Source organism: Vibrio sp. S/42/10 (assembly GCF_029890535.1).
GTDB classification, from domain to species: Bacteria; Pseudomonadota; Gammaproteobacteria; order Enterobacterales; family Vibrionaceae; genus Vibrio; species Vibrio cyclitrophicus.
On the sequence record NZ_JAKMZC010000002.1, the window covers coordinates 272,396 to 293,290 of the forward strand.

At 44.4% G+C, this 20,895-nt stretch carries 17 protein-coding genes; 7 read left to right on the plus strand and 10 right to left on the minus strand.

Translation table 11 applies throughout. The features are described from left to right. Window positions 1-34: 34 nt before the first annotated feature. The 6 genes from L8S15_RS03525 to L8S15_RS03550 are packed head-to-tail and all read right to left on the minus strand — an operon-like array spanning window position 35 to window position 7,004. Window positions 35-1,717, minus strand: coding sequence for a BatD family protein (locus L8S15_RS03525; protein ID WP_016792231.1), 1,683 nt, complete (start codon window positions 1,715-1,717; stop codon window positions 35-37). A 2-nt stretch (window positions 1,718-1,719) separates the two neighbouring features. Next, window positions 1,720-3,636, minus strand: coding sequence for a VWA domain-containing protein (locus L8S15_RS03530; protein ID WP_280572008.1), 1,917 nt, complete (start codon window positions 3,634-3,636; stop codon window positions 1,720-1,722). Beyond that, a complete protein-coding gene (locus L8S15_RS03535; RefSeq protein ID WP_280572009.1) occupies window positions 3,629-4,636 on the minus strand; it encodes a VWA domain-containing protein in 1,008 nt (335 codons plus the stop codon). The genes L8S15_RS03530 and L8S15_RS03535 overlap by 8 nt, the downstream gene beginning before the upstream one ends. Next, window positions 4,629-5,114, minus strand: coding sequence for a DUF4381 domain-containing protein (locus L8S15_RS03540; protein WP_016789912.1), 486 nt, complete (start codon window positions 5,112-5,114; stop codon window positions 4,629-4,631). The genes L8S15_RS03535 and L8S15_RS03540 overlap by 8 nt, the downstream gene beginning before the upstream one ends. After that, a complete protein-coding gene (locus L8S15_RS03545) occupies window positions 5,111-6,037 on the minus strand; it encodes a DUF58 domain-containing protein (protein ID WP_016792234.1) in 927 nt (308 codons plus the stop codon). The genes L8S15_RS03540 and L8S15_RS03545 overlap by 4 nt, the downstream gene beginning before the upstream one ends. A gap of 10 nt (window positions 6,038-6,047) precedes the next feature. Further along, window positions 6,048-7,004 (minus strand): MoxR family ATPase, encoded by a 957-nt coding sequence (locus L8S15_RS03550; RefSeq protein ID WP_016767410.1) that lies wholly within the window; start codon window positions 7,002-7,004, stop codon window positions 6,048-6,050. A 455-nt stretch (window positions 7,005-7,459) separates the two neighbouring features. On the opposite strand from L8S15_RS03550, the gene L8S15_RS03555 reads away from it, so the two are divergent. Beyond that, entirely contained in the window at window positions 7,460-9,376 is a 1,917-nt protein-coding gene (locus L8S15_RS03555; RefSeq protein WP_010431461.1) for a methyl-accepting chemotaxis protein, read from the plus strand. A gap of 195 nt (window positions 9,377-9,571) precedes the next feature. Beyond that, entirely contained in the window at window positions 9,572-9,772 is a 201-nt protein-coding gene (locus L8S15_RS03560; protein ID WP_010431457.1) for a hypothetical protein, read from the plus strand. A gap of 248 nt (window positions 9,773-10,020) precedes the next feature. Here L8S15_RS03560 and malK read toward each other — a convergent pair whose 3' ends face one another. Continuing rightward, a complete protein-coding gene (gene malK / locus L8S15_RS03565) occupies window positions 10,021-11,133 on the minus strand; it encodes a maltose/maltodextrin ABC transporter ATP-binding protein MalK (protein WP_010431455.1) in 1,113 nt (370 codons plus the stop codon). A 666-nt stretch (window positions 11,134-11,799) separates the two neighbouring features. Here malK and malE point away from each other — a divergent pair. The 3 genes from malE to malG all read left to right on the plus strand — a co-directional run bounded on the left by malE (window position 11,800) and on the right by malG (window position 15,539). After that, window positions 11,800-12,984, plus strand: a complete 1,185-nt coding sequence (gene malE, locus L8S15_RS03570; protein ID WP_010431451.1) for a maltose/maltodextrin ABC transporter substrate-binding protein MalE — start codon at window positions 11,800-11,802, stop codon at window positions 12,982-12,984. Between the two features lie 81 nt (window positions 12,985-13,065). Continuing rightward, window positions 13,066-14,637: a maltose ABC transporter permease MalF gene (gene malF, locus L8S15_RS03575; protein WP_010431449.1), complete on the plus strand. Its 1,572-nt coding sequence runs from the start codon at window positions 13,066-13,068 to the stop codon at window positions 14,635-14,637. 11 nt (window positions 14,638-14,648) lie between these two features. Continuing rightward, window positions 14,649-15,539 (plus strand): maltose ABC transporter permease MalG, encoded by an 891-nt coding sequence (gene malG, locus L8S15_RS03580; RefSeq protein ID WP_010431447.1) that lies wholly within the window; start codon window positions 14,649-14,651, stop codon window positions 15,537-15,539. A 564-nt stretch (window positions 15,540-16,103) separates the two neighbouring features. Here the strand turns inward: malG and L8S15_RS03585 are convergent. From L8S15_RS03585 to L8S15_RS03595, 3 genes are all read right to left on the minus strand, one after another. Then, on the minus strand, window positions 16,104-16,349 hold the full coding sequence (locus L8S15_RS03585) for a hypothetical protein (protein WP_016767859.1): 246 nt from the start codon (window positions 16,347-16,349) through the stop codon (window positions 16,104-16,106). Between the two features lie 305 nt (window positions 16,350-16,654). Further along, window positions 16,655-17,158, minus strand: a complete 504-nt coding sequence (locus tag L8S15_RS03590; protein ID WP_010431444.1) for an acyl-CoA thioesterase — start codon at window positions 17,156-17,158, stop codon at window positions 16,655-16,657. 887 nt (window positions 17,159-18,045) lie between these two features. Further along, window positions 18,046-18,939 carry a DMT family transporter gene (locus tag L8S15_RS03595; RefSeq protein ID WP_010431441.1) on the minus strand — a complete coding sequence of 298 codons (894 nt, stop codon included), beginning with the start codon at window positions 18,937-18,939 and terminating at the stop codon, window positions 18,046-18,048. 98 nt (window positions 18,940-19,037) lie between these two features. On the opposite strand from L8S15_RS03595, the gene L8S15_RS03600 reads away from it, so the two are divergent. Both L8S15_RS03600 and L8S15_RS03605 read left to right on the plus strand, forming a co-directional pair. Then, a complete protein-coding gene (locus L8S15_RS03600; protein WP_010431438.1) occupies window positions 19,038-19,826 on the plus strand; it encodes a helix-turn-helix transcriptional regulator in 789 nt (262 codons plus the stop codon). A 109-nt stretch (window positions 19,827-19,935) separates the two neighbouring features. Further along, window positions 19,936-20,844, plus strand: a complete 909-nt coding sequence (locus L8S15_RS03605; RefSeq protein WP_010431433.1) for a LysR family transcriptional regulator — start codon at window positions 19,936-19,938, stop codon at window positions 20,842-20,844. Window positions 20,845-20,895: the final 51 nt, after the last annotated feature.

Below are 20,895 nucleotides of genomic sequence, written 5' to 3' on the forward strand. Positions count from 1 at the left end.
GTTGTCTATGTACTTTAGTTAGAGTTACGTATAGTTAGAGCTTCTCTAGTGTGCTCTTCTGAGTTTTACTAGAAAGTCGCTTTGGCTTTTTAATCGTATTGATCGCCAATCTAGGCTCCCATGACTGATTTGGTGAATCTGCTTCAGCGTAGAGACTCTGATTTAGCTTGGCGAGCTCGGCTTCGATTGTTTCCAACGTTTCACCACTCAAGTCTGGGTTTTCTGTTTTCCACTGTTCGAACAAAGTTCTCGTCTTCACACCGTCTTTCATTTTCAGAGCGGCAATAAGCGCTTCTGCCGTATCGGATTGACGTTCATCTTTTTGCTTTGGTTTTACTACTGTACCGCGGCGTGACCAGAAGTAGAAAGCAAACGCTGAGCTGATTAACCATAATGCTGCAAACAGCGCGGTTAGATAAGGCCACATTCCTGGGTTTTCAACGGTAACAATCGTCGGGCTGGCTTGCTGAGTTGGTGTCTCCATAACAGGCGTTGGCGAGCTTGAGCTAGCGCGTTCACTTGCCTGAACCGACAACTCAAGACCAAGAGCGTTACTGGTTTCTTGTGATTGTGAGTCTGTGTTAAACCAAGCTTGAGAAACATCAGGAAGAGAGATGCTTCCTGATTCCTTAGGGATTAGTACCTGCTTATAGACAACGACAGCATCACCGGATTGGGTGGTGCCAAATTTCGGTTTTTCTTCATAAACACGTACCGTTTTAGGGTAGGTGATATTCAGTTTCGGCAGTTGGTGCTGCGTTAAGTTGCTAGCCGTCATAGTAATGGTACGAGTTAACGAATCACCCGCTTCCATTTCAATTTTCTGCTTGTCGTCACCTAAAGCATTGCTACTCCCCAGTTCATTGCCTTGGCTATCTGACCATTGTTGTATCAGTTTGAAGTTTGATGTTGGTAACCACTCACCTTGGTAGCCTTTTGGCACCTCTTTGACGGCTACATCTAAGGTTTTAACAGGCGTGTCGAGCTGGAAAAGGCGCGTTGTGCTTGAGTTGTTGGTTGAGTAAACAACGGCTCCTGTCAGCTTTGGTCCGTTCAGCTTAAACTGTCCGGGCTTTTGGGACGAGATATGGAACGACTGTTGGACCACCGTAACTTCTTGTCCGTTGATAACATCTTGATACTGCTTTGACTCACCAATGGGATCTACCTTCAACCCTTGTGAATTTGGCGGAGCTATTTTTGGATCTTGTAGTCTTCTCGGGTCAGCCTTGATAATGAGTTTTACATCAAGCTCTGCCACTTCTTGTGGGTATAGCGAGTTTTTACTGAGATCGAGTTGAAACTCGGCCATATCACTCTGCTTTGGAGCTGCTTTATTAACCGCAACGTTGATGGTGATCGGTTGGGTTTTTGCGCCTTCAATATCAAAGCTAGGAATCTCCAATCGGCCTAATCGAAGTGGGGCAAGGGTAATGTTCCACTCGCTAGACACAGTGCGGCTGCCATTTACGATTCTCATCGACGACCCAAAGCTTGGGGTACCGACATAGAAATCCTTTTGAAGGGGGGCTAGATCTAAAGCACCAGACGATACTTTTTCATCGGTCGTCACTCTAAGTAGGAAGACTTCATCTTTGGTAACACTGTTTTGCGAAACGCTCGCAACAGCGGTCGCTGCGAATACAGAATGTGACGAGAAAACACCGATTAGCAGTGTCAGTAGCATTGATAAAAATGGCTTGTTTAAAAATCGCATGGTTACCACTTTTTGTTTTGGTTGTTAGGAGCACTTTTTTGTCGTGCTTGTAGAATCATTTGCGCTTTAAGCAGTTGGCTCGGGTCACGAGCGCTTTCTACTTGCTCAAGTTTTCGCATATCAGGATCGCTCGATAGCGGCTGATCTGAGGTTTGCGCTAAAGCTTGTCGACCATCGCCTTCACCTTTTTCGTTTGAAGCTTGCTGTGCGCTCGCACTTTGAGGTTTTGAATCCTTTTGGTCTTGCTCTTCGGACTGATCGGATTTACCTGACTGCTTAGATTGCGCTGCTCGCTTACTGTCTTCTTCACCTACTTTTTCATCCGGTTGATTTTGGGCTTGCCGTTGGTTTGCACTTTGAGTTTGGCTATTCGTTTGGTTCTGCGAGCTTTCATTGTTTGCAGAGCTTTGTTGTTGATCCTGCGAATCTTGCGAAGAATCATTCTGCTGACCCTGCTGACCCTGCTGACCCTGCTGACCTTGTTCGTTTTGGTCTTTGGACTCAGAATTGTCTTGCTGTTGCTGTTGCTGTTGCTGTTGCTGTTGCTGTTGCTGTTGCTGTTGCTGTTGCTGTTGCTGTTGCTGTTGCTTCTGAGCCTGTTCGACAAGCTCTAGATTTTTCTTCGCATAAGCATGTTCAGGGTTGTTTTCGAGAATACGTTGGTACTCTTCAATCGCTTGATCGTACTTGCCTTGCTGCGCCTGTGCATTTGCAAGGTTGTAGCGAGCATCTTCGCCATTCAAACCTTGTAGTGTCTGCTCTGCAGCTTCGAAGTCACCGGCTTTGTATTGTGCGATGCCTTTCCACTCTTGTTGTTGGAACTGCTCTGCAGCTTGTTGGAAGTCTTCATCTTGATAAAGCTGATAACCCACCTGATCGTCGGTTTTCCAAGGGCTTGCAAACGCGGTATTCGGTTGGCTGAACGACAAAACCACAGCTAATCCGCACCAAACAACACCCTTCCGAAACAGCCCAAGTGCGGGCAGTAATAGGAATGGCAGAAGCCAGAAGCCATTGTTGACTCTGGTGTTGAGTGAGTTATTGGTCTTGGTCACTTCAGAGGTTGTTGCAACTCGGTCGAGATAACTGGCGATATGTTCAACATCTGAGTTATCAAATTGAACCTCAGTGAACGTGCCACCATAACTGCGAGTCAGGTCGCGCATGTTCTCTAAGTGGGTTCTCGCGACCACAGTTTGCCCTGAGTTGGTTTGCAGCATTGAGCCTGTTGGCAAAGAGATTGGTGCGCCACTTTCAGTACCCACCGCTAAAATGGATAGCGTCCAATTGCTACCAGATAGCAGCGAGTCGATCTCTTTCTTCTCTTGGTCATCTATGTCATCAGCAATCAATACCAAGTCACCATGGTAGATATGAGCGCGAGTCATCATCTCAATGGCAAGCTTAACCGCAGCGGGGGCGTTGCTGCCTTGGTAAGGCATAATATCCGGAGACAAGTTTGGCACTTGGCTCTTGATGGTGTTGATGTCGGACGTTAGCGGGCTAATGGTGTAAGCATCGCCAGCGTACGCGACCATTCCTGTTAAGCCTTCTTTCCACAACGAAAGCAGGTCAAGAGCCTTGTATCGTGCTTGAGTCAGGCGATTTGGTTTTATGTCGGTAGCGTATAGAGACATCGACATGTCCATCATCACAACTCGAGCCTGCGTTTTTTCAAAGCTCGGTTGTTCATTGTTTTGAAAGCTGGGGCCGGCTAATGCAATAACACCGATCATCCACCAGATACCAAAGTAAGTACTGCGGTTTTTTGATGGCTTGCTTGATTCTGGCGCCAAGTAGCGAGCGATATGAGACGCCAATAACCCTTGCTTAGATTGCTTCTTACTAAGCCACCAAATCGCGGGTAACGCGACAAGCGCTAAGAACCAATATGGGTAGATAAAAGTAAAGTTAGACATTGTTTCTCCTAATGGCTAACAGCATAAATGCGAAGAACATTGCCGCAGACAAAGGCCATACGAACCACTCTTGTTGTGGTCGCCAAACCTTGGTGGCATTTGTCACGGGTTCTAACTGGTTGATAGTGTCGTAAATGGTCGCCAGCTCTTTGCTGTCACGCGCACGGAAGTATTGACCGCCAGTGCGTTTGGCTATTTCCATTAGCGTGCGTTCATCCAAGTCTTGAGCAGTATTGACCTTACGAGTCATGAAGAACTCTTTGAGCATCATTTCGCCTGCGCCAACACCGACGGTGTATATGGTCGCATCGTATTTTTTTGCGATGTCTGCGGCCTCTAATGGGTCTAACACCCCTGCAGTATTACTGCCGTCGCTGAGTAGTACCATCACACGTTGAGGCGCATTACTATCAACAAAGGTCTTGGTCGCAAGGCCAATGCCATCGCCAATCGCAGTTTGAGTACCAATCAGCTTTAACACTGCTTGATTGAGCTGTTGTGAAAGCGTATTTCTATCTAGCGTAAGCGGGGTCTGCAAGTAGGCGTGATCAGCAAATAGTACTAATCCGACTCGGTCGCCTTTACGGCGATCAATAAAGTCACTCAATACGCGTTTCACAGCCGACAAGCGGTCGATGTATTCGCCATTGAACTTCATGTCTTCTTGGCTCATCGAGTAGGAGAGGTCGACAACCAACATCAAATCACGATGCTTCGGCTGAAACTCCACCGGTTCGCCATACCATACAGGGCGAGCGCTCGCCGTAACCAGCAGAATCCAAATAATAACTGACAACGCTTTTGGTAAGCGACTGCTCGGTGTTTTGGTATGGCTGTCTTCTGGCAGAAATGGAAGCCTTAGGGCGTTGCTTGATTCTGACTTTGGTGAGAACAAGTAAACGAGAAACGGCAGTGGCGCGATGAAGAACATCCACCACCAAACGAACTCGATGTTTAGCAAGTCCCTGCTTAGAAACAAAGGGCTTAGAAAATCACTCATAACGACCTCGCTTTGGAGGAAGGGCTTTACAAAGCCAAGTTTCGCAATCATTAACCAATTGCTGTTGATCCATTTTCTGTTCGTCGTTCATTAAGGCTGCATCTTGATAGAGCGCTTGCTGCCACTGGGATTGTTTTGCTACAAATAACGGCTTCTCTAATTGCGCATCTAAGAACTTCAACCAATCATCACCTGCTAGACCTGCAATTTTTTCGCGTGGGAAATAGCTTAGTGCTGCCTGACGAACGATGTCTTGAGCTGTGCGCGGAGACAAGCTATCTGAAGACTGACCATGACGAAAACGAGCAAGTGCTTCGTTCTTCGCGTGTTGGTTGTTTTGTCTGCGTTTTACAATGAAAAACACTAAGGCGATCAGAGCAATAGCCGTGATAATCAATGCCCACCAACCCCACGCTAAAGGCCACCAAGTCGGTGCATCTGGTGCAATGACAGGGCTCAAATCTAAGGGCTGATTCATGACTGAACTCCTGATATCTGGCTCATTAATGACTGTGCACTAGACAGCGAGCTATAAGGTATCGCGAGAGATAAACCAAGTTTCTGCAACTGCTTCTTCTTTAGTAAAAACGCGTGGTTAAGTTTTTCCTTCTCTTTATTCGAGGAGAAGTTAAACCATTGAGTTTTACTGCCGTCCGTCACTTGTTTAGATCCCTTGTAGGCGGTTTCACCTTGCTCTAATGGATCATGAAAATGCACGAAACGGACTCTGTTGTGCCGGCGTATTTGGCTGATAAGTGAGTAGTTACTTTCTTGGTAGCGTACAAAGTCACTGAGGATAATAATATCACTGCCTTTTGGACAAAGCTGATGAAGAGATGTCAGTCCAAGCTCTAAGGTTGTCTCGCTGTGATTGTCGTGGTTGGTCAGCGCTGCATTATTGATTTCTATGACTTTTTGAAGAATGCGTAATGGCGCATGATTACTCGCACTGGGCTTGATTTCAATGATCTCTTTGCCAGTATCTATTACTGCGCCAATTCGGTCTTTTTGAGCCACAGTGAGCCAGCACAGTTGGCTAGTAAAGTGTGCAAGTTGAACTGATTTCAACAACAAGGTTGAGCCGAAAATCATGCTGCTTGATAGATCCAAAAACAAAATGACAGGCTGCTCTCTTTCTTCAGAGAATAGCTTGGTATGCGCCTTGCCCGTTCTTGCTGTGACGCGCCAATCAATGCTTCGGATATCATCTCCTGCTTGGTACTGACGAACTTCAGAGAAATTCATCCCGCGACCTTTGTGGTTACTCTCGTGTTGACCATTAAGTTGAGACCAAAGGCTCTTGGCTGGAGGCAACCATCGAACAGACTGAGCTTTGTATTGCAGCAGCTCATCCAAATTCAACGTGACGCCGTCACTATAGTTGGGTAGTTGATTATTCATACGCGTGTCCTTATGCGCTGCCAACCAATGAAATAAGATGTGCGATGACTTGATTGGCCGTAACGCCTTCAGCTTGAGCATGGTAGCTACGGAGCAGGCGGTGGCGTAACACAGGGAATGCCATCGCTTGAACGTCTTGTGGCGTTACATAATCGCGGCCAGCAAGCCATGCGTGAGCACGCGCGCAGCGATCCAAAGCAATAGTTGCGCGTGGGCTGACACCCATATCTAACCATTGATCAAGTTGATCGCTGTATTGCTTGGGTTGGCGAGTCGCCATAACCAGTCTGATGATGTATTGCTCAATGGTGTCTGCCATATGAATGTTGAGCACTTCTTGGCGCGCTTCAAAGATCGTTTGCTGAGATATCTGTTGTGGCTGAATAGATTCGTTACCTTGAGCTTCGCCTCGGTTCAGGCGCAAGATCTCCAGCTCGCTTTCCATATCTGGGTATTCGACCTCAAGGTGAAGCAAGAATCGGTCTAACTGGGCTTCTGGCAGAGGGTATGTCCCTTCTTGCTCAATTGGGTTCTGTGTCGCCATTACCAAAAACAGTTCAGGCAGAGCATAGGTCTTTCGACCGGCAGTCACTTGTTTCTCTGCCATCGCTTCCAGCATTGCTGCTTGAACTTTCGCCGGAGCACGGTTGATCTCATCCGCTAGAATAAGCGAGTTGAAAATCGGGCCTGATTGGAAGGTAAATTCCCCAGTTTCTGGTCGGAAAATATCGGTACCAGTCAAGTCCGCAGGCAGTAAGTCAGGTGTGAATTGAATGCGGTGGAAATCCCCCTCAACGCAATCAGCCAGTGATTTTACGGCGCGAGTTTTTGCTAAGCCGGGAGGCCCTTCAACGAGGATATGACCATCCGCTAAAAGGGCGATCATCAGTTGCTTAACGAGCTCTTTTTGACCAATGATTTGAGACTCTAGATAGTTTTGAAGGACTTCGAAATTTGTTTTGTGCATTTTGGACTCTCTGGGTATCCATTTGATTTTATTTTGAGTATTGGTCACTGATTTGTAGCAAAAAGTTCCAGTGCATTTGCGTAATTTATTTTTTCAAAATTGGAAAGATTTACAAGTGGTTAGCTAAAAATATTGTTAGGTTGTGATTATTACTATATCAATTGGTTTTTATATACAAAAGCTTGGCTGTGGGGAGTTGTTTGAGTTCAGTTAGATCTAAGGGCTGATAGCTAAAGCCGACTCTCGACAGTACGATATTGGCTTAGTTAATTCATATTTAATTTGAATGATTTCGGTTGTTACATCATATGTGCAATTTTTTGAGAGAAAAGTCTCCAGTTTTATTGGTTGTGGCCGATATATAACTCAGATTGTGCATCACTTTGTTGGGGCGCGTTAACAAAGTCCTGTTCAAAGTTTACAAACAACGAGCGATTCTTTTTAAAGGTCTAAATATGTTCAAAACTAACTCTCTGAGTATCAAGCAAAAAGTTGTACTTGGCATTACCTTTGCGGTTCTTGCATCGACAGTAATTGTCGGCGCGATGGCACAACAACAAGCAAGAGATGTATTGAGTCATCGACTGATCGATATTGAGCTTCCTGGAATGTTGGAGCGAATCAATGGTGAAATTGACCGTGAAGTGTCTCAGCTATTATTAGCAGCGGAGCAAATTGCTTCAAATGAATTTATTTCTGATGCTATCGAATCGACCGACCGCGATCCGGCATTAGAAAACAAGCTGGTTAAACAACTGAATAATGTTCGTAACCAATATCAGTTGAACGATGCCTCAGTGGCGAACCGTCAAACTGCTTACTACTGGAACCAAAATGGTTTCCTACGTCAGTTAAACCAACAACAAGATGGTTGGTTCTTTGGCTTTACGCAATCTGGACAACCAACCATGGTAAGCATGTTCCAAGAAGCCAATGGCGAAGTGAAGATGTTTGCTAACTATCAGCAGCCTTCTGGTTTGGCAATGTCAGGTTTATCAAAGTCGATGGATGACATGGTTAACCTACTGAACGGTTTCAAGATTGAAAATACAGGCTTCGTATTCTTAACCGATAGCCAAGGTGATGTTCAAATTCACCGCGAGCGTTCACGCAGTGACTCTTCACTTCAACAACTCTACGGTCCTCAAGCAAGTCAATTACTGAACAAATCGGGCTTTAACCTGATTACCACTGAAAGCCAAGGCCAAGAGCTGTTCGTGGCGAGCTTGTATGTGTCTTCAATGGACTGGTTTGTTATTGGTGTAGTTCCGACTGGTGAAGTGTTTGCAGAGCTCGATGCGACAGCGCAAAAGATGCTGATCATGACTGCGGTTGTGGCATTAGTATTTATCCTAATGGGCGTAGTACTTGCGAATAGCATTACTCAACCGATTAAGCTTTTGGCTAAGCGATTTGGTGACCTTGGTGAAGGTGACGGTGATCTTGCACAGCGTATTGAAGTGAAAGGTAACGATGAAATTGCACAGCTTTCAAAGGGCTTTAACGGGTTCATTGAAAAGATTCACGAGTCGATGAAAGAAGTGTGTTCGACTAGCCAAGCACTGCAAGTGGCGGCAGAGAGCGTGTCTAACAAAGCACACATTACCCACGACAACAGCCAAGAGCAACGTGATCAAACTCTTCAAGTGGTCGCTGCCATTAATGAAATGGGTATGACCATCAGCGAGATTGCATCGAACGCGGCAACAGCAGCAGAAACGGCAACGCAAGCTTCGGGTAATACTGAAGTGGGTCGTTCTGTTGTAAACAAAGCAAAAGACGCGATCAGTCGTTTAGCGCAAGATATCGAAAGCACGGGTCAAGTGGTTGAACAGCTTGCTTCTACAACTCAAGATATCGGTTCTATTCTGGGTGTTATCCGCGATATTTCAGATCAAACCAACTTACTCGCATTGAACGCAGCGATTGAAGCAGCCCGTGCCGGCGAGCAAGGTCGTGGTTTTGCGGTTGTAGCAGATGAAGTACGTAACTTAGCAAGCCGCACTGCAGATTCTACGGAAGAGATTCAGAAGATGATCAACCAACTGCAAAGCGATGCTAAAGATGCAGTAACGGCAATGAGTGCGGGTAAGGTGATCACGCTTGAAGGTGTATCGGCGTCGGATGAAGCGGTAGATGTGCTGAGTGGCATTTCAGATCGTATTGTTGATATTACAGACCGTAACACTCAAGTGGCGACGGCAACGGAAGAGCAATCAACCGTAGTTCATACAATCAACCAGAACATTGAAGAGATCAACGCAATCAACGAAGTGACAACGGGTACGGCCGAGCAGCTTGCAGAAGCGAGCCAAGAGCTTAGAGACCTTTCTTCTCGTCTAGATAAGATGGTTGGCTCGTTTAAGCTGTAATACTGCTTGAGCTAATGACGTTGACAGAGAGCTGGCTTCATTTAATCGTGAATCCAGCTCTTTCTAATTTCAAGCCAGCCCTGTGTTTAAACTGACGTTCGCTTGATCTGGTTTCGGGCTTTGGACTCAATCGCTCTAGCATCACAGGTCGTAAATGAGTAAAATCTCGTTAGATTTAATATTTAGGTAAGTATCATGAGCGATTTTGAAAAAGAACTAGAGCAGATGACTCAAGAAATGGGTGATGAGCCAGAAGTAAAACTACCATCACTTGAAGAGCAAAAAGCGATCGTCGCTGAGTTCAAACGACTAGAAGCAGAAGGCAAACTAACGCCAGAAGTGTTAGAGAAGCATTTTGGCCAGTTCAACAAACAGAATGATACGCCAATTCACTAAGTTGATTTAGACTGGTGCATGTCTCAAAGAAGTGATAATGGTGGTTGGGCTTATAGCCTGACTCATAGATAAAGGTCTAGCGCTTGCTAGGCCTTTTTATTGCTATCAATAAAAAATTGAATACGTTTATAGAGTTGCTGGCGAGGTGATTTAATGAAAGTAAAACTAGTCGCCCTAAATAGAAAATCCCCCTTACAACGTAAGAGGGATTGGATATGGGCAAGTTATATCTTAAAAGGCGGAACCGATTAGTCTGTGCCGTACTCTTTGTATAGGCGACGACATGCGCGACCGTCACTGTGGAACAAGTGACAACGGTGTGCAGGAATACCAATCGCTAGCTTGTCACCAGACTCAATCGTCAACGTGTCTGGCTGGCGATAGATAACGTCAGCATCGGCACTTTCGAGGTTTAGGTAAACTTGTGTTTCGTTACCTAGCTTCTCAACCATCATCACTTCAGCTTCAATCGTCGCATCACCTGTTTCAGCAGACAATAAGTGCTCAGGACGAACGCCCAGAGACATACGGTCACCTGCATTGACAGTGGTACCATCGACTGGAATCCAGAAAGTCATGCCGTTTGAAAGTTGTACCAATACGCGTTCAGCTTCCGCTTGCTCGATGTGAACAGACATAAAGTTCATCTTCGGCGAACCAATAAAGCCAGCAACGAAACGGTTTTGAGGGTAGTGGTAAAGGTCAAGCGGTTTTCCGACTTGAGATACATAACCACCATCAAGAACAACAATTTTATCGGCCATAGTCATCGCTTCCACTTGATCGTGGGTAACGTAGATCATGGTGCAACCAAGTTGACGTTGTAGTTTAGTGATTTGCGAACGCATTTGAACACGTAAAGCAGCATCAAGGTTTGATAGCGGCTCATCAAGTAGGAATACATTTGGTTGAGAAACCAGAGTACGACCAATCGCAACACGTTGGCGTTGACCACCAGATAGGGCTTTAGGCTGACGCTCAAGAAGGTGACCAAGCTGAAGGATTTCTGCAGCATGTTCAACACGCTTATCAATTTCAGCTTTGTTAGCGTTCGCTAATTTGAGGCCGAAAGACATGTTGTCGTATAGGTTAAGGTGAGGGTAAAGCGCGTATGATTGGAATACCATACCCACGCCACGCTTTGACGGTTCAACGTCATTCATGCGTTGGTCGCCAATGTACAAATCACCAGACGTAATGTCTTCTAGACCTGCGATACAACGTAATAGCGTCGATTTACCACAACCTGATGGTCCAACGAATACTACGAATTCACCTTCGTTGATGTCTAAGGTTACGTCCTTAGAAATCTGTACATCACCATATGATTTATAAACGTTTTTTAACGTGACACTCGCCATCTAGCTTGTCCTCGATCGATCAAATTTTAAGTTTTACTGCTTATCATTATAAGAAATTTTCGGGTCAGCAGTAACTGTAGGAATTGGTAAGTATTGAGTGAGTAAGAAAAAAAGTGGGTGAGACTTGGATTTCTTTAACCAAGCCCACCCGTCATAGCCAAACTGGTGTCTATTTCCCCCACATCGAGCCAAACCTCCCCCGTGATTCAATCACAGATTTAACTCAATGCTTAATAAAGACACTAGCGGGCAGTGAAGCCAACTAAATGAACAATGCTGTTACACATAACACTTACTGGTAAAGGGTTCTTACTATCCACTCTTGGATGAATGCAGTTTCGATGAATTAGCGAAACGGTACATCCTCCCAACGTAAAATTAACGAGGGGGAGTAGTAGGGGAGGAGTAGATAAATGGGGTTATTAATAATTGGCGATCCAGTTCAAATAAATCCACGCCATAACGGTGATGTTGATCACGATGAGTATGTGTTTTGTGACTCCAATCTCTAATCTGACCGGATGGCGATCACGATTTTAAGCCATAATAGCTAGGGCGTAGTGGCTAGGATGATGAGCTAGAGGCTATTTTCTCAGATCATAAGCCCTGAAAACTGGCTCGTCTTGGTAGATGTGCCCTACGTATAAATATAAAAAGGATATTCACATGAAAAACGCTCTAAGCGCTGTAGCTCTAGGTACAATAGTTGCTCTGGGTTCTTTTGGTGCAAATGCTGCTATCGAAGAAGGACAACTAACTATCTGGGTAGGTGGTGACAAAGCTTATGAAGGCATGGCTGAAGTAGGTAAACGCTTCGAAGAAGATACTGGTGTTAAAGTAACAGTCGCTTTCCCTGACAAACTAGAAGAGAAGTTCTCTCAAGTTGCAGCGGCTGGCGATGGCCCAGACATGATTTTCTACGCACATGACCGTTTTGGCGGCTATGCAGAAGCGGGGCTTCTTGTTGATATCAAACCTTCTAAAGAAACTAAAGAAGGTATCGTAGACTTCGCATGGGACGCTGTTTCATACGAAGGTAAAACAATCGCATACCCTGTAGCGGTTGAGTCAGTTTCTCTAATTTATAACAAAGCGCTTGTTCCTAACCCACCTAAGTCTTGGGAAGAAATCCCAGCACTTGATGCTGAGCTTCAAAAAGATGGTAAAAAAGCGATCATGTGGCCTCTACGTGGCGGCGCTTACTTCACATGGCCTCTACTTGCAGCTGACGGCGGTTACGCATTCAAACAGACGGCAGAAGGTTACGATATTAAAGATGCGGGCGTAGCGACTGAGGGTGTTCAGAAGTCTCTAGGTTTCATCGAGAAGATGGTACAAGACAAAGTTATCTCTGCAGACATGGATTACTCAGTTGCTGAGTCTGAATTTGTTGCGGGCAACGTTGCAATGACAATCAACGGTCCTTGGGGTTGGGAAAACATCAAGAAAGCTGGCGTAGATTACGGCGTAACAACTTTACCTAAGTTCAACGGTAAAGCGTCTAAACCTTTCGTTGGTGTATGGGCGGGTGGTATCAGCACTGCGTCTCCAAACCGAGACCTAGCTGTTGAGTTCATGGAAAACTACCTGCTAACAGATGAAGGTATGAAGAGCCTGAACGACGACAAGCCACTAGGCGCTGTTGCTCTTAACTCTTTCCAACGTCAACTAGACAGCGATACTCGTATTGCAGCAACAATGGACAACGCGATGAACGGTGAGATCATGCCTAACATCCCTCAGTTCACAACATTCTGGTACAGCATGGAAGAAGCGATCGGCAACGTAGTTGACGGCCGTCAATCAGTAGACCAAGCACTAAAAGCTGCTGAAGGTCGTATGGTTAAGTAACACCCAAGCACTACCTTTTAAGGAGGGGGTAACCTCTCCTTACTTTTCTATTTTTTATCTATATCGCTAGCAGGTTCCTCTATGCAGTCAGTTCAAGGTACAGATGCTATCCCAGCACCATCAAGCCTTCCAGGCAGTAAAAGCGTCTTCATCAAATGGGGGTTGCTTGGTAGCGTTGGCTTAATAAACGGCTACGCTACAATTCTTATGTATTCTCGCGGTGAGCTCGCTTTTGCGCTGCTTACAGTGATCTTAACGGCTTTGGCACTTTACATTTTTGGTAGTAAAAAAACTTACGCCCACCGTTATATTTACCCAGGTATTGCCGGAATGATCCTGTTCATTCTTTTCCCATTGGCATACACCGTAGGGCTTGCGTTTACTAACTACAGCGCGAAAAATCAGCTTTCTCTAGAGCGTACTCAAACCGTTCTTTTAGACCGTTCTTTCCAAAGCGGTGAGAGCTACCCATTTACTTTGTACAAGACAGATGACGGTCACCAGATCGTCGTAAAAGATGGCGATCAACTGTTAGCGACTGACGTATTTTCTCTAGACAATATGACAGCAACAGAGATGGACCTATCTGTCATCGAGTCTGCGCAAGGTGAAAAAGAGAAAATCAAAGCGATCATCCAAAACCGAGCTGCGATCAGTGGTGTTGATTTCAATCTACCGGACGGTGGTGACATCCGCATGAGTGGCTTACGTAAGTTTGCTTCTGTTGCTCCGCTTTACACGCTACAAGACGATGAAGAAACTTTAATCAACAATGAAACGGGTGAAGTTCTTAAGCCAAATATGGATGTGGGTTTCTACCAACCTGTTGATACAAACGGTGAGTTTACGGGTAATACCATCTCTCCAGGTTTTGTGGTTAGTATTGGCACACATAACTTTGAGCGTGTATGGAAAGATGACGGTATTAAAGAACCGTTTATCAGCATCTTTATTTGGACGGTTATCTTCTCGGTATGTACCGTAGCGTTCACGCTTGTTATCGGGCTTGTGCTTGCGAATATCGTGCAATGGGAAGAGTTGAAAGGTCGTTCTATTTATCGTGTTCTACTGATTCTGCCTTACGCCGTCCCCGCGTTTATCTCGATTCTTATCTTTAAGGGTCTATTCAACCAAAGCTTTGGTGAGATCAACATGGTGCTCGAGAATATCTTCGGCTTAAGCCCGAACTGGTTCTCAGACCCTATCTTAGCGAAAACCATGGTGTTGATGGTTAACACATGGCTAGGTTTCCCTTACATGATGATTCTATGTATGGGTCTGCTTAAAGCGATTCCTGATGATTTATACGAAGCGTCAGCGATTGATGGTGCGAACTTCCTTGATAACTTCAAGCGCATTACATTCCCATTGATGATTAAGCCGCTTACACCGCTATTGATTGCAGCGTTTGCCTTTAACTTCAATAACTTCGTAATGATTCAACTATTGACGAACGGTGGCCCGAACATGATTGGTACTTCTGAGCCAGCGGGTTACACAGACTTGCTTGTAAGCTACACGTACCGAATTGCATTCGAAGGCGGCGGCGGCCAAGACTTCGGTCTAGCAAGTGCTATCGCAACGCTTATTTTCCTATTGGTTGGTGCACTAGCGTTACTAAACCTTCGTTTCACTAAACTGTCTCAAGATTAAGGAGCACGACAATGGCTATGGTACAAGGTAAAGGCCTTAAATACCGAGTGTGGGCAACGCATGCAGTGTTGTGGTGCTTCTTGGCAATGATTATCTTCCCACTACTGATGATCATCGCTATCTCGTTCCGTGAAGGTAACTTCGCAACCGGTAGTTTGATTCCCGATAACCCATCACTGGAGCACTGGAAACTGGCTCTTGGTATGTCGGTAACGAATGCTGACGGCTCGGTGACACCACCTCCATTCCCAGTACTAACGTGGTTATGGAACTCAATTAAAGTCGCGGGTGTTACATCGATTTTAATCGTGGCACTGTCAACGACATCGGCTTACGCATTTGCTCGTATGCGCTTTAAAGGTAAAGAAACTATCCTGAAAGCGATGATGATTTTCCAAATGTTCCCAGCAGTACTTGCTCTAGTAGCAATCTACGCGCTGTTTGACAAACTTGGTCAATACATTCCGTTCTTAGGCTTGAACACACACGGTGGTCTAATCTTCTCTTACTTAGGTGGTATTGCACTTCACGTATGGACGATTAAGGGGTACTTTGAAACGATTGATAACTCTCTGGAAGAGGCAGCAGCCCTTGATGGTGCAACGCCTTGGCAAGCATTCAGACTGGTTCTACTGCCGCTGTCTGTGCCAATCCTAGCGGTTGTGTTTATTCTATCTTTCATCGCGACAGTTGGTGAGGTGCCAGTAGCATCTATCTTACTTACAGATGTGAACTCTTACACACTAGCAGTAGGTATGCAGCAGTACCTATACCCTCAGAACTACCTATGGGGTGACTTTGCGGCAGCGGCTGTACTATCAGCACTTCCGATTACTATCGTGTTCTTACTTGCTCAACGTTGGTTAGTTGGCGGTTTGACGGCAGGTGGTGTAAAAGGATAAGCTGTACTCTATAAGAAAGAAAAGAGCGACCTTTAGGTCGCTCTATATTGGCATTTTTATTACATCATTTGGTTTGGCCGCCGATCAGTAATAAAAATAACCCTCAGGTTACGCATAGCTGGCCGCTAATCAGGTTCCTTACGCTATTAATGATTAGTGGTTTTTGTAACTCTAACCCAGGTATTTACTTGGGTTTTTTTATGTCTGCTACTTTTTGGTATGTATTTGTACCAGCCTTTATCTGCTTATCTGCTTATCTGCTTATCTGCTTATCTGCTTATCTCGGTGACTTAGATTTGAGCCATTCCATGCCTAAATCTTTTATTATCAAAATAATCACTCTGTCTCATAAATCAGACGCTCAGTATAAGGGGCAGCAGGTCTATTGATATGTTGCTAATAATTCAATGCGTGATACTTCAATGATTTGCATGCAACGAGCGTCTGAATTTCACCGAAAGTGTCTATAAAGGCCAAATACAACTGGCCTATTGAGAGTAGCTCTCAACAGCATACTTTGAGCTAGACTCTTATCAGACATAGAGAATCGAGGCTGTGTGAAGATTAAAACTCTCGACTAGAAGGCGCACAGCCTAAATGCTGTAACAGTACATAGATACTTTCTTGATCGAGTGCTACGCGTCTAAACAGATCGGCAAACGTGTGGTCACCACCAAAACAAGTTTGAATATAGTGGTTAATCTCATTGCTGTCGTAGCCTTCTACGTACAAAGTTCTAACCCATTGATACTCAACAGCCTTCAAATTGTTCAGTGTAGATTCGCTAAGAGTGGGGCGTGTGACGCTCAAGAGTGGCTCCGAAAAAATTCTAATACATCCATTATGATTGGCGGTATTTAATCAGAGCAAAATGACGACTTTATTACAGAGAAGGCAAATCCATATTCGATAGTGGATTCATTTCAACTCTTTGGTTGAGTATCACGCTTTATCGGAAATATTGGTCTTAGAGATGTTTTATTTACTTTGGAATGATTTGTCGCAGAGTCACAAGACCAGAACTGTTTCGTTTGTGTTTAAAGTGGGTTAGGTAAAACAAATGCCAAGCATCTGCTTGGCATGGAAATAGGCGTATGTGAGATCCTTGATTGACCTTACTTGAGGTATTTCACGTGTGCTTCCATCTCTTCACCGATTTGCTTTCGCATGTTCATAAGACGAATAGCCGAGTCTCTCAACTCAATGTCTTCTTCGGTATCAGGGATCCATTCTGGCACTTTGGTTGGGGTACCATTTTCATCGACAGCTACCATAATCACGATGCAGTGAGTCGTCAGACGATTGTTGAGTTCTTTGGGGTCGCTAGCTTGGACGTCTATTGCAATGTGCATTGACGATGAGCCGGTATAGATGACCTTCGCACTTACCTCGACAAGGTTGCCAACATGGATGGGTGCTACGAATCGAATACCACCTGCATAGGCGGTGATGCAGTATTTGCCACTCCAACCTGCAGAACAGGCATAGGCTGCTAAATCGACCCACTTCATTACTGCGCCACCATGAACTTTACCACCAAAGTTCACATCTCCGGGCTCAGCTAAAAAACGCAGAGTAACGTCTCGTTTGCCATCTTGTCGGCTGTTGTTACTGCTCATCTATCTTCCTTTATTATTATTTTGCTGCATAACATGCTCGTTACTTGCTAATAACAATATACTTAAGATGACATAAATTAAAGTGGATAATCTCACTGTTAAGATTATTTTTTCAAACGGATGACGAACCTATGAACATTGGTGTTTTCTGGCGATCGAGATGAGTGATAAACAGGAAAGGGCAAGATGGGTGTAAGTTATTTCGAAAGTGGGTTTCAAAAAAAAAACACCTAGCATAGCGCTAGGTGTTTCTAAGCCGTTCGGTACTCATATCGGTACCTTTTTATTTTAGCCAACTAACCGTTGTTCATCTGGTTAAGTTAAAGTGATTCTATCCTCATTAATCCTAAAGTGGTAGTTAAAGTTTTTTTACTATTCAGCTCATTTTTACTCTTTGAACAAAGTATAGATCCTTTGAGTGAACTTTGCCTGTCGAGTTATTGATTGGTCATTATTAAAGGGAAATTGGCCCTGACCGCAATCTTGTAAAGGTATTAATTATAAAAACACATTAAGTTGTTTTTCTTAATCACGTAAAAGATCCAAATATTCAGGTTGATCTGACGTTTGGTCAACTTGTTGCAAAGGCTCACTGTAGTAGTAATCCTTCATTATTTACACTGCCGATAAGCGAACACTTTAACTAAACGGTATGAATGCCTTTAAAGTAAATCATAACCTTGTTGCAAGAGAAGAAGCAACGATTAAATAGTTTTAAGAGGATTGTTAACAAAAAATTAGATCGACAAAGCTTATCTAAGGAAGTGGTTTTAAACGAGGTAGCTATGAGTAGCCGTGGTTTGAAGCAGTAAAAAAATACCTGCTGTGGTAGCAGGTACTGCGAGGATATCTCGTTGAGAACATCGTTGATAAATGAGGGGGAGAGCTTAGCTTTGTTGAGGAAGCGGAAGCTCAAGCCTTGGTTTTCTCTTGATTTGAGCAAGAATGACACCAGAGATTACCATCACGCCTCCAATGATATGGAATTGGTTAATTTCTTCACCTAACCAAGTAGACGCAAGTACAATCGCGATAACGGGCATTAAATTCATGAACATGGCACTTGAATCTGCGCCAATGGTGTCAATCGCCTTCACCCACATCCAAGGGGCCAAAATAGAAGCAGCAAGGGCAGCGTAAGCAATCAAAGGAATAGCTTGTTGGGATGGCAACAGTTGTTCGCTGGTTAACCAAAGTGGCGTCAACATAGAAACCGCAAACAATCCTTGGATATAAATCACTACCCAGCTACTTAACGGCATTTTCCAGCGTTTAAGCAGTACACAATAGGAAGCATAAACGAATGCGGCTATTAACATATAGCCATCACCCTGAGTCAGTTCTTGATGTATGAAGAATAAAGGATCGCCTTTCCCTAACATCAGAGCTAACCCAGACAGCGACAATACGCCGCCAACAATGCTTAGGCCAGAAATAGACTTGCTTAACAAGGGTACGCTAAGGAACACGCTGATCAATGGTACTAATGAAGTGATCAACGCCATATTAGAGGCGGTTGTCGTTAAGCCGGCGTAGTAACCCAAAGATTGGTTTAACACCATGCCCAAAAAGCCAAGGAACGCCAGTTTAGACAAATTAGGTTTAATGATTGGCCATTGCTTGATAACCGACCGAATACAGAAAGGTGTCAGAATCAACATTGCAATGAACCAACGGTAAAAACTCATCGCGCTCGGCTCTATGGTACTTGCAGCGAGCTTATTGACGATAGCATTTGCACCCCAGATGCAGACTGTAAAAAATGGTAAAAGATAATGCATGTGAATTCCGTCGCAAATGAGTTGATGCGGCTAGTTTGACAGGTCGTTATACTTACAGATATCTTTAAAAAGACATCAGGCGCGATAGGAAGACAAGTTTGAAAAAACACTCAAGAAACCTTCACCCATCCTTATCAATCGATAAGGCACCATCCAACGTATTTATGAATTTCGAAGCTTTCTTATCGAACACTGAAACTCGCGTGCATAGCCACCCTTGGGGACAAGTACAATTGATCAGTGGCGGTATTCTAGAAATGGAAGCTGAAGGTACACGCTTTCTAGCCCCGCCACACCTAGCTATTTGGGTACCTGCTGGAGTCATGCACTGCAGTTATAATCGCAAACCCTTAGATTATTGCTCTTTGAATATTTCCCATGAGCTAACGCAACATCTGCCTGAGAAAACCAGTTTAATAAAGATCACACCAATCGTATCCTCGATTATCGATGATTTTCGTCAGCGTGATATTAACGTTGCTGCGAGCGAACAAGATCAAAGATTAGTGCGAGTATTGTTGGATCAATTGGCAGAGCGTCAAGTTGAGCATCACTTTTTGCCTTCAACTGATAATAAATATCTTGCGCCCATTCTTGCTGCGATTGAAGAGAACCCAACTGATGATATCTCACTGAAAGATTGGGCCGATAAAGTGCACGCGACAGAGCGAACCTTATCGCGCCACTGTCAAAGTGAACTGGGGATGAGCTTTACTGAATGGCGACTTCGAGTACGCTACTTGTACTCTATGGATCTGTTAAGAAATGGGCAATCCGTTAAAGAAGTCGCACTGACTTTAGGCTATAACCAAGCTAGTCCGTTCATTAGTATGTTCAAGAAATATTCCGGCCAAACGCCAGAACAATATAAGAACCGTTTGTTGTAACTTGTTCTTGGCTTTAGGTTTACTCGTCAATTCTTTGTCATTGAGAATAAAATAATATACACGCGCAGTGTTCGCGCTTGTTAACCATCAAGGTTTATATTGAGGTCATATGGAGATCAAAGTATTAAAAAGTTTTGTAGCTGTAGCCACACACAGAAGCTTTTCAAAAGCAGCAAAGGAATTGAACACAGTTCAGCCTGCTATTAGTCGCCACATTACAAGCCTTGAGCATGAACTAGGGGTTAGCCTATTTTTTCGCACATCTCGCGAAGTCGTTATTAGTGCTGCTGGAAAGCATTTACTCACAGACGCCATAAAACTCATAGAACATACTCAACAAGCGAAACAATCCGCAATTCGAGCCTCTTCTGGTCATATTGGTACTTTGACAATTGGTTACCTTGGGGGCGCAACGTTGAGTTTCTTGCCTCGTTTAGTTCGGCAGTATATTACTGAAAATCCAACTATTGATGTCGATCTTGTTGAGATGACAGCTTCTGAACAAATCGAAGCTCTTGAAAAGCGGGAGATTGATATCAGTTTCTCTCGCCCACTTCCAAATCTGATTGATGATGACTACGTTTCCGTTCCGATTTATGCAGATAAGCTCGTTGCGGTTGTGCCAATCACACACGAACTCGCCCAATGTTCGATCATTCAAATAAAGCAACTGCAGTTCGATCCCTTCATTTTATTTGAACGTGAGCAAGCCGTGGGGTTATTTGATTCCATCATTACTCAATGTGATTTATCCGGTTTTTCTCCAAATATAAAAAAACAACCCAACCACATGCAAACGGTGTTAACCCAGGTATCTTCTGGCTTAGGTGTCTCGGTAGCTCCTTATGCTATTCGTGACTTACGTTGTGAGGGTTGTGTCTTTATTAACCTTGAATCTGTGGATGTAGAGATGCCATTGGTGATGACACACCATTTACATGCTCAATCTCCCACTGCTAGTGCATTTGCAGCGATAGTACAGAGTGAAATTAAAGCAATTCAACAGAGTATGAGTTAGGAAATCATCTATGCAAATTGCGTATAGAATTTACATCAAATAGGTATTTTT